Origin of the sequence: Amycolatopsis sp. NPDC059657 (assembly GCF_042734395.1) — a bacterium.
GTDB lineage: Bacteria > Actinomycetota > Actinomycetes > Mycobacteriales > Pseudonocardiaceae > Amycolatopsis.
Genome location: NZ_JBHWEB010000208.1, coordinates 1 through 9,332 on the forward strand (window position 1 = coordinate 1; position 9,332 = coordinate 9,332).

A 9,332-nucleotide genomic window follows, 5' to 3' on the forward strand; every position below is an offset into this window, starting at 1 on the left:
ACCCCCTCTTTACGGGTGGGGGCTGTGGGGTGCTAACTACCACCCCCACGGCCCCCTCACCTCAAGCCCGCCCGAGGCTTGCGGGCGCCCCCCGCCGGACTTGGTGAAGGAATCCCTCACCAGCCAGCCACATTCGGCTTTCCGCACAATAGAACCCGCCCGCAACACTTACGACCCCTAAGTCCTCAGCCAGACAGCGGTGTCGGCGGGGAGGCGGCCGTCTACCAAAGGCCCGCTGGCCAGCAGCACTTCGCCGGTGATGTCGACGGGTGCGCCGGAAAGGTTGACCACGCAAGAGAACTCGGCCGAGCGACGGAACGCCAGCACGTCCGGCTCCGACGGGAGCCATTCCATCGAGCCGTCGCCCAGTTCCGCCGAGCGCAACCGCAACGCCGCCCGGTACAGGCTGAGCATCGACCCGGGATCCTCGGACTCCGCCTCGACCGTGTAGTCCTTCCACACCGCGGGTTGCGGCAGCCAAGAAGACTCGCCGAAGCCGAACGGCGGCTCGGACCCTGACCACGGGATCGGCACCCGGCATCCGTCACGGCCGGGGTCCGCGCCCTTCGTCCGCGCGAACACGGGGTCCTGCCGCAGCTCGTCCGGGATGTCCTCGATCTCCCAAAGCCCCAGCTCTTCGCCTTCGTAGACGTAGACGCCGCCGGGCAAAGCCATCGCCAGCAAGGCCGCAGCCCGTGAACGCCGGGTGCCCATCTCGAGATCCACCGGCGTCCCGTGCAACCGGTCCGCGAAGCTGAAGCCGGTGTCGCCGGACCGGCCGTATCTGGTCACGGGTCTCGTGACGTCGTGGTTCGACAGCACCCACGCGGCGGGTGCGCCGACCTCCTGATGCGCCGCGAGCGTCCGCGAGATGACGTCACGGAACCGCGACGCGTCCCACGGGCATACCAGGAAGTCGAAGTTGAACGCCGAGTGCAGCTCGTCGCGGCGCAGGTACCGGGCGGCGCGGCCCATGTCCGGCAGCCACATCTCGGCGACCAGCACGCGTTCGCCCGCGTAGCTGTCCGCGATCTTGCGCCACGACCGATAGATGTCGTGCAGCCCGTCGAGATCGGAAAACGGCGAAAATCCCTCCACCGCCGCGAGATCGGGCAACGACGGATCCTTCACCAGCCCGTCGGCGACGTCGATGCGGAAGCCGTCGACGCCGCGGTCGAACCAGAACTTCAGTATGTCCTCGAACTCCGCCCTGATCTCCGGGTTGTCCCAGTTGAAGTCCGGCTGGCGCGAGCTGTAGAGATGCAGGTACCACTCCCCGTCGGGCACCCGCGTCCACGCCGAGCCGCCGAAGCGCGAAGGCCAGTCGTTCGGCGGCTCGGAACCGCCGGGGCCACGTCCCGGCCGAAACCAGAACCGTTCCCGCTCAGGCGATCCCGGCCCGGCGGCCAGCGCCGCCTGGAACCAGCGGTGCTCGTCCGAACAGTGGTTCGGGACGATGTCGATGATCACCCGCAACCCCAGCTCATGCGCCTCGGTGATCAGCGCCTCCGCCTCGGCGAGCGTGCCGAACGCCGGGTCGATGTCGCGGAAGTCGGCGACGTCGTAGCCGCCGTCGTCCATCGGTGACGGGTACCACGGTGTGAACCAGATCGCGTCTATGCCCAGCTCCGCCAGGTACGGCAGCCGCGAGCGCACCCCGGCGAGATCGCCGACGCCGTCGCCGTTCCCGTCGGCGAAGCTGCGGATGTAGACCTGGTAGATGGCGGAACCACGCCACCAAGAGTCGGTCACTTGCCCCTCCTATCCTTTGAGACTGCCTGCGGTGAGCCCGGCGAGAATGTGGCGCTGGAAGGCCAGGAACAGCAGGACCATCGGCACACTGGCCAGCACGAGCCCGGCGACCAGCAGGTTGAGCGGCATGTCGATCGCCACCCGCTGCAGCATCACGCTCAGCGTCTGCTTCCCGCTGTCGGAGAAGACCAGCAGCGGCCAGATGAAGTCCTTCCACGCGGTGACCACCGCGAAGATCGACACCACGGCGAGGATCGGCCGCGACATCGGCAGCACGATCCTGACCAGGATCCGCACCGGACCGGCGCCGTCGATCGTGGCCGCTTCGACGATCTCGTCCGGTATCTGGTCGAAGAACCGTTTGAGCAGATAGATGTTGAACGCGTTCGCCGCCGCAGGCAGCCAGATCGCGGCGGGGGAGTTGAGCAGCCCGAGGTCCGCGACGGTCACGTAGGTCGGCACCAGCAATGCCGCGGCCGGCAGCATCAGCGTCGCGAGCATCAGGCCGAGCACGAGGTTGCCGAGCCTCGGCCGGAGCTTCGAAAGCGCGTACGCCGCGGGCACGTCGACGGCGAGCTGCACCAGCCACGCGCCGCCCGCGACCACGATGGTGTTGAGGAAGTACTTGCCCAGGTCCATTTCCTTCCAGGACTGGACGTAGGTCTCCGGATGCCACTGCTCCGGCACGATCGTCGGCGGCACCTTCGCGAGTTCGCTCGACGACTTCATCGCGCCGGTCACGGCCCAGTACAAGGGAAACAGGAACGCGATCGTGAACAGCACCAGCGTCAGCACCAGCACGACCCAATAGATGGTCTTGCCCTTGCGGCTGCGCAGTTGTGACGGTGAGACAAGAGTCCTCATGAGGTCTCCTTCGTCAGCCGCACGTACATGGCCGAGAACACGCCGAGCGCGATGAACAGCAGCACACTCATCGCGCTGGCCGAGCCGAAGTCGTTGTACACGAACGCGTACCGGTACAGCAGGAGCAGCACGGTGACGGTCGAGTCGTCCGGCCCGCCGCCGGTCATCACGTACGGCTCGGTGAACACCTGCATGGTCGCGACCACCTGCAGCAGCAACAGCACCAGCAGCACGAACCGGGTCTGCGGGTAGGTGACGTGCCGCAGCCGTTTCCACATCCCCGCGCCGTCGAGCTCGGCAGCTTCGTACAGCTCGCCGGGAATCGTCTGCAACGCGGCCAGATAGATGAGCGTCGTGCTGCCCATATTGGCCCAAGTGGACACGAAGACCAGTGAAAGCATGGCCGTGGTGCTGGAATCCAGCCACTGCGAGGTCGGCAGCCCGACAGCGTCCAGCCCCTGGTTGAACAACCCGGAACCCGGGTCGTAGAACCATTTCCACATCAGCGCGGTGACCACCGGCGGCAGCATCACCGGCAGGTAGACGACCAGCCGGAAGTACGCCTTCGCGTGGCGTAGCTCGTTGAGCAGCACCGCGGTCAGGAACGGCACGAAGAACCCGAATACCAGCGCGAGTCCGGTGAACAGCAAAGTGTTGCGCCAGGCGACACCGAACAGCGGATCGTCGAAAAGCTTCGTGAAGTTCCCGAAACCGACCCACGACGGGTCATTGACGAAGTCGACCTGCTGGAAACTGAGCAGCACCCCGCGCACGATCGGATACCAGGAAAACACGGCGAAGCAGGCCAGCGCGGCGCACAGGAGCCCGTACGCCGTCAGGTTCTCCTTGATCTTGCGCCGCAGTCGCAGGTTCGCGGATGGGCGAGCGGCCCGCGGGGAGGCCGCGGGCCGCTCGAGGACACTACTTGACCTGGGCGAGGACACTGTTGACCTTGGACTCGGCCGACGCGAGCAACTGATCGATATTGGCTTCCTTGTCGGTCAGCACCGCCTGCATCACGCTGTCCAGCGCGGCGTAGATCTGCTGCGCGCTGGGCGGCTCGATGCTGCCCTTGATCTTGGTCGCGGTGTCCATATAGGACTTGTAGTTGACCGCGGGCACGTTCTGATACTTGAGCTTGACCTGCTCCTGCTGCTCACGCACGGCGCCCTGCCAGATGTCAGGGGTGGGCGGTGCGGGCAGGCCGACCGGCTGCTTGCCATCGGCGAAGGTCTTGACGTAGGTGTCGAAACGGTCCGGGTTGAGGAACTTCCACTGGATCCAGGTGAGCCCGGCCTTGATCTTCTCCGGCGACGCCTTCGGGTTGACCATGTAACCCTCGCCGCCGAGCAGAGTGCCTTGGCCGCCGGGAAGCCCGGCCAGCCCGTAGTCCTCGTACTTGCCGTTGAACTGCTTGACCAGCACCGGAATGTTGTCAGGGGCTGCCATGTACATGCCGAGCTGGCCCGCGCCCATCATGCGCTGCACGTCCTGCGCCTCCAGCAGCTGCTTGCTGCCCATGGAGTCGTCCTCCCAGCGCATCTGACGGAGGTGGTTCAGCGCGGCTTTGCCCTTGTCGTTGTTGAAGTCGGCCTTCCACGACTCGCCGTCCTTGCGCGCGATCTGGCCGCCGAGCGAGTACAGCCAGCTGGTCATGTGCCAGCCGCCCTGATTGTTCTTGCTGTAGTCGGCGTAGCCGACGGTGCCGTTGCCGAGCGCGGCGATCTTCTTCGCGGCCGCGCGGACCTCGTCCCAGGTCTTCGGCGGGTTGTCCGGGTCGAGCCCGGCCTTGGTGAACAACGGGCGGCTGTAGATCAGGCCCATCGAGTAGTTGGCCGTCGGGAGGCCGTAGAGCTTGCCGCTCGCGTCGCGGAAGTTGTCCAGCAATTGCGGCTGGATATCGTTGATGTGCGGGAGGGTCTTCACCGCTTCCGTGATGTCCGCCGCCTGCCGACGCGCGATGATCTGGGCGGGGTCGGTGAAGTAGACGTAGTAGACGTCCTCGAGCTGACCGCCCGCCAGCTTCGCCGAGAACGTCTTCGGGTCCATGAACCCTTCGTGCGGTTCGAGATCGATGTCGGGATGCGATGCCTCGAACTCGGCCACCTCTTTGTCGAACACCTGCCGCTCAAAGGCTTGCGTCTGCGGCGGCTGGCCGGTGATGGTGACTTTGACCTTGCCGCCGGCCGCCTTTTCCTCGGTGCCGGACGAACAGGCGGTGGCTGTCGCGAGGCACGCGACAGCCACCACTACCAGGGTTCTGCGGATACGAAGGCTCTGCATGGGTGCCTCTTCTCGCGGTACAGAGTGATGGCAGTCACCCTAAAGTGTCCGAGCAGATCACCGCAAGAGTTGGACGAGACTTCGCAAGTTATGGACAGCGGGCAGTCGACCCCCGGACGACGAGTTCGGGTGCGAAGAGCAGCTCTTCGGCCGCGACGGATCCGCCATTCGTCTGCTTGACCAGTAGTTCGACGGCCGCGCGGCCCATCGCCTCTATCGGCTGACGGGTCGTCGTCAGCGGCGGGTCGGTGCAGTTCATGAGCGCGGAATCGTCGTAACCGACCACCGAAACGTCGCTCGGTACTGAAAGTCCTTGCCGTCGCGCGGCACGCACGGCGCCGAGCGCGAGCAGGTCGCTCGCGCACAGCACGGCCGTGACGCCGCGGGGCAGCAAGCGCGCTGTCGCGGCATGACCGCCCTCGATGGAGAACATGCCGTGCTCGACGTACTCGTCCGAAAGCCCGGCCTTCGCGATGCACGTCTTGAACGTGGCGAGCTTGCGCCGGGAGGGGATGTGGTCGGGCGGGCCGAGCACCAGCCCGATCTTCTGATGGCCCAGCGAGGTCAGGTGCCCGACGGCCTGTTCGACCGCGACGATGTCGTCGCAGGACACCTGCGGCAGCCCGAGGTGCTCGACGGCCGCGTTGATCAGCACGGTGGGGATCTTGCGCTCGACGAGGCGGTGATAGTGCGTGTGCACCGCGTCGGCCTGCGCGAAGAGGCCGCCTGCGAAGACGACGCCGGACACATGCTGCTCCAGCAGCAGCTCGACATACTCGGCCTCGGAGACCCCACCCGCCGTGCGGGTGCACAGCACCGGGGTGAAGCCCTGCTGGGCGAGCGCGTTGCCCATGATCTCGGCGAACGCGGGGAAGATGGGGTTCTGGAGTTCGGGCAGCACGAGCCCGACCAGCCGCGCGCGCTCGCCGCGTAGCTGGGTCGGCCGTTCGTACCCCATCACGTCCAGCGCGGTGAGAACGGCGGTGCGGGTGCTGTCGGAAACCCCGGATCGGCCGTTGAGCACCCGGCTGACCGTGGCCTCGCTGACCCCGACCTTGCGGGCTACTTCGGCAAGTCGACGCGTCATGTCTGTAATTATGCGGCAAACTTGCGCAAGAATCGAGCGCGTACTTGCGCGTGTCTGCTGTAGTCCTGAAGAACTAGGTCTCAGGTTGTAAGGGGAACCCCTTAGCGCAGCTGAGTGACTTCGTGGCGGAGCCCAGGCAAGTCCCGCTAGGAATGGCTTATCTCGACAGGGGAGAAATTCATGCGAAAACGCCTTATGGCATTGGGAATGTGCGCGCTCATTCTCGCTTCGACACTGGGAGCCACCAGCGCGAACGCCGCGCCCGCGCTGGACTGGCAGCCCTGCCAGGGACTGCCGGCACCACTGGAATGCGCCACGCTCACCGTGCCGCTCGACTACCGGAATCCCGGCGGCGCCAAGCTCGACGTGGCCGTCTCCCGGCTGAAGAGCACCAACCCGCAGGCGCGCCGCGGCGCGCTGCTGCTCAACCCTGGCGGGCCTGGCGGCTCGGGCCTCGACCTGCCGCTGGCGATCGCGCAGCTCTCGCCAGCCAGCCTGACCGACGCCTATGACCTCATCGGCTTCGACCCGCGTGGCACCGGCAAGAGCTCGCCCGTCACCTGCGCGCTGACGCCGGAACAGCTGGACCAGAGCAAGGTGATCCCGTATCCGGCGCCGAACGGGGACATCGCCGAGAACGTCGCCTACGCCAAGCAGGTGGCGAAGCAGTGCCGTGAGCATTCCGGCAAGGTGCTGCCGTTCATCACCACGCAGAACACCGCGCGTGACATGGACGGCATCCGCGCCGCCTTGGGTGAGAAGAAGATCTCGTACCTGGGTTATTCGTACGGCTCATACCTGGGCGCTGTGTACACGACGATGTTCCCTGCCCAGTCGGACCGGATCGTGCTGGACAGCGTCGTCGACCCGCGTGAGGTCTGGCGGACGGTCTGGCAGCAATGGGGTCCCTCGAACGAAGAGCGGTTCGAGGACTTCGCGAAATGGGCCGCGCTGCGCGACCCGAGCTACGGTCTCGGCGCGACACCTGCCGCGGTACGGGCGACCTATCTGAACCTCGCCGCGAAGCTCGACAAGGCGCCGCTGGGTTCGTACACCGGAAACATCTTCCGCGGACAGGTACGCGGCGCGCTGTACGACGACCACAACTTCGCGATCATGGCCAAGCAGATCCAGGGGCTTCTGGGCGGCCAAGCACCGCCGCCGCCCTCGGGGCCTCCCGGCGACGAGGGCCAGTCTTCGCTGGCCACCTTGTGGGGTGTTGCCTGCGACGACGCCACGTGGCCAGGTTCGATCGCGCAGCACCAGCGTGACGTGCTCGTCTACAAGCAGCGTTACCCGATCACCGCCGGCATGCCGTCCAACGTCTGGCCGTGCGCGTTCTGGCCGACCAAGCCGATCGAGCCGCCGCTGCGGATCGGCGACCGCGGGCCGTCGAATGTATTGCTGACCCAGAACCAGCGTGACCCCGCGACGCCTTTGGTCGGTGCGAAAGCCATGCGCGCGGCACTGGGCGACCGGGCCCGCCTGGTCACGGCGGACGCCGGTGGTCATGGCGCGTACCTGTTCCAGGAGAACGCCTGCCTGACCAACACGGCGACGACGTTCCTGGTCAACGGGAGGCTCCCGGCGCGGGACATCCGTTGTGGCACCGAATTGAGCAAGCGTGCCGACGACCCGGCGCGGGACAGGATCGTGCAGGACATTCAGTCCAAGCAGTTCCCGCTGTAAGCGGTCGTGGGTGGTTATGTCCAGGTCTGTCCGTTCATAACCACCCACGATTCGTGTAGGCATATCCCATGCGTAACCGCTTGATCGCAGGGCTGGTGTCAGCGCTGACCACCGTCGCGCTACTGACACCTGCCCCTGCCAACGCCGAAACCCCGTCACTGGACTGGAAACCCTGTGCGTCCGCGCCGCTGGAATGCGCGACGCTCAAGGTCCCGCTGGACTACCGCAAGCCCGGCGGCCCCACGCTCGAAGTGGCGATCTCGAGGCTGAAGAGCGGTAACCCCGGCGCACGCCGCGGCGTGCTGTTGCTCAACCCCGGCGGTCCCGGCGGGTCCGGGCTGGACATGCCGCTGATGATCGCCCAGCTCGCGCCGCCGAGCGTGACCGCCGCCTATGACCTGATCGGGTTCGACCCGCGGGGCGCAGGAAACAGCTCGCGCATCACCTGCGCGCTGACGCCGGACCAGCTGCGTCCCGGCAAGGCGATTCCGTATCCCGCGCCCAACGGCGACATCTCCGCGAACGTCGCGTACGCGAAGCAGGTGGCCGGCCAATGCGCCGAGCACGCGGGCCCGGTGCTGTCGTACCTCACCACGCTCAACACGGCGCGCGACATGGACCGGATCCGGCTGGCGCTCGGCGAACGCAAGATCTCGTACCTGGGCGGGTCATACGGCTCATACCTCGGCGCGGTCTACACGACACTGTTCCCGGCACAATCCGACCGGATCCTGCTGGACAGCATCAGCAACCCCGACGGCATCTGGCGCCCGGCCTTCCGGCAGTGGGCACCGGCCGCCGAGACGCGCTTCGACGATTTCGCGGCTTGGGCCGCCGCGCGCGACGCGGAGTACGGCCTCGGCACTTCGGCGGCCGCCGTGCGCGCGACCTATTTCGAGCTGGTCGGGAAGCTCGACGCGACCCCGCAGGGCGGCAACGACTTCCGCGAGCAGACGCGCGCCGGGCTGTACAGCGACGCGAACTTCGTGCCGATGGCGCAGCAGTGGCAGGCGCTCAAGCGCGGCGAGATGACCGTCTCAGGTGGACCGGCCGGTGATCCCCAGTCGTTCTACGCCGTGTTCTGGTCGGTCGTCTGCGGGGACACGGCGTGGCCCCGTTCGATCGCCCAGCACCAGCGGGACGTGCTCGTCGACAAGTGGCGGTACCCGCTGACCAACGGCGGGCCGTCGACGGTGTTCCCGTGCATCTATTGGCCGTCCAAGCCGATCGAGCAGCCGTTGCGGATCACCGACCGCGGGCCGTCGAACGTGCTGCTCGTCCAGAACACACGCGACCCGGCGACGCCGATCGCGGGCGCGCGGGCGATGCGTGCCGCGCTCGGTGACCGAGCCCGGCTGGTCACCGCCGAGCAGGGCGGGCACGGCGCCTATCTGCTGACGCCGAACGTTTGCGTCTCCCGGGTCGCGACCGCGTTCCTGGTCGACGGTGTCCAGCCCGCCGGTGACGTCCACTGTGGACCCGAGCTGGCTGCTTCGGACCACTCGCGCGACCAGACCATCCGCGAAATCCAAGCCCGGCGGTTCCCGGGTTAAGGACTCGTGAGTGTTCCCGACGGCCAGAACCCGCGGGGAAACACACAAGTGATTATATCCGCGGGAAATATGGAGCGGGGGGCAGCAATGGAAGAACCGCCACA

At 66.8% G+C, this 9,332-nt stretch carries 7 protein-coding genes; 2 read left to right on the forward strand and 5 right to left on the reverse strand.

Translation table 11 applies throughout. The features are described from left to right. Positions 1–177 precede the first annotated feature (177 nt). The 5 genes from ACFV15_RS46750 to ACFV15_RS46770 all read right to left on the reverse strand — a co-directional run bounded on the left by ACFV15_RS46750 (position 178) and on the right by ACFV15_RS46770 (position 5,986). The gene (locus tag ACFV15_RS46750; RefSeq protein WP_378359800.1) at positions 178–1,752 is read right to left on the reverse strand and encodes a glycoside hydrolase family 13 protein; all 1,575 of its coding nucleotides are present in this window, start codon (positions 1,750–1,752) and stop codon (positions 178–180) included. A 9-nt stretch (positions 1,753–1,761) separates the two neighbouring features. After that, on the reverse strand, positions 1,762–2,616 hold the full coding sequence (locus tag ACFV15_RS46755) for a carbohydrate ABC transporter permease (protein WP_378359802.1): 855 nt from the start codon (positions 2,614–2,616) through the stop codon (positions 1,762–1,764). Further along, a complete protein-coding gene (locus ACFV15_RS46760; RefSeq protein WP_378359804.1) occupies positions 2,613–3,560 on the reverse strand; it encodes a carbohydrate ABC transporter permease in 948 nt (315 codons plus the stop codon). Before ACFV15_RS46760 ends, ACFV15_RS46755 begins: the two co-directional genes overlap by 4 nt. Next, entirely contained in the window at positions 3,538–4,899 is a 1,362-nt protein-coding gene (locus ACFV15_RS46765; protein ID WP_378359806.1) for an ABC transporter substrate-binding protein, read from the reverse strand. Before ACFV15_RS46765 ends, ACFV15_RS46760 begins: the two co-directional genes overlap by 23 nt. A gap of 88 nt (positions 4,900–4,987) precedes the next feature. Further along, on the reverse strand, positions 4,988–5,986 hold the full coding sequence (locus ACFV15_RS46770; RefSeq protein ID WP_378359808.1) for a LacI family DNA-binding transcriptional regulator: 999 nt from the start codon (positions 5,984–5,986) through the stop codon (positions 4,988–4,990). Positions 5,987–6,166: 180 nt separating this feature from the next. Here ACFV15_RS46770 and ACFV15_RS46775 point away from each other — a divergent pair, with 180 nt between their 5' ends. After that, positions 6,167–7,675 (forward strand): alpha/beta hydrolase, encoded by a 1,509-nt coding sequence (locus ACFV15_RS46775; protein ID WP_378359809.1) that lies wholly within the window; start codon positions 6,167–6,169, stop codon positions 7,673–7,675. Positions 7,676–7,743: 68 nt separating this feature from the next. Continuing rightward, the gene (locus tag ACFV15_RS46780) at positions 7,744–9,228 is read left to right on the forward strand and encodes an alpha/beta hydrolase (RefSeq protein ID WP_378359811.1); all 1,485 of its coding nucleotides are present in this window, start codon (positions 7,744–7,746) and stop codon (positions 9,226–9,228) included. Positions 9,229–9,332 lie beyond the last annotated feature (104 nt).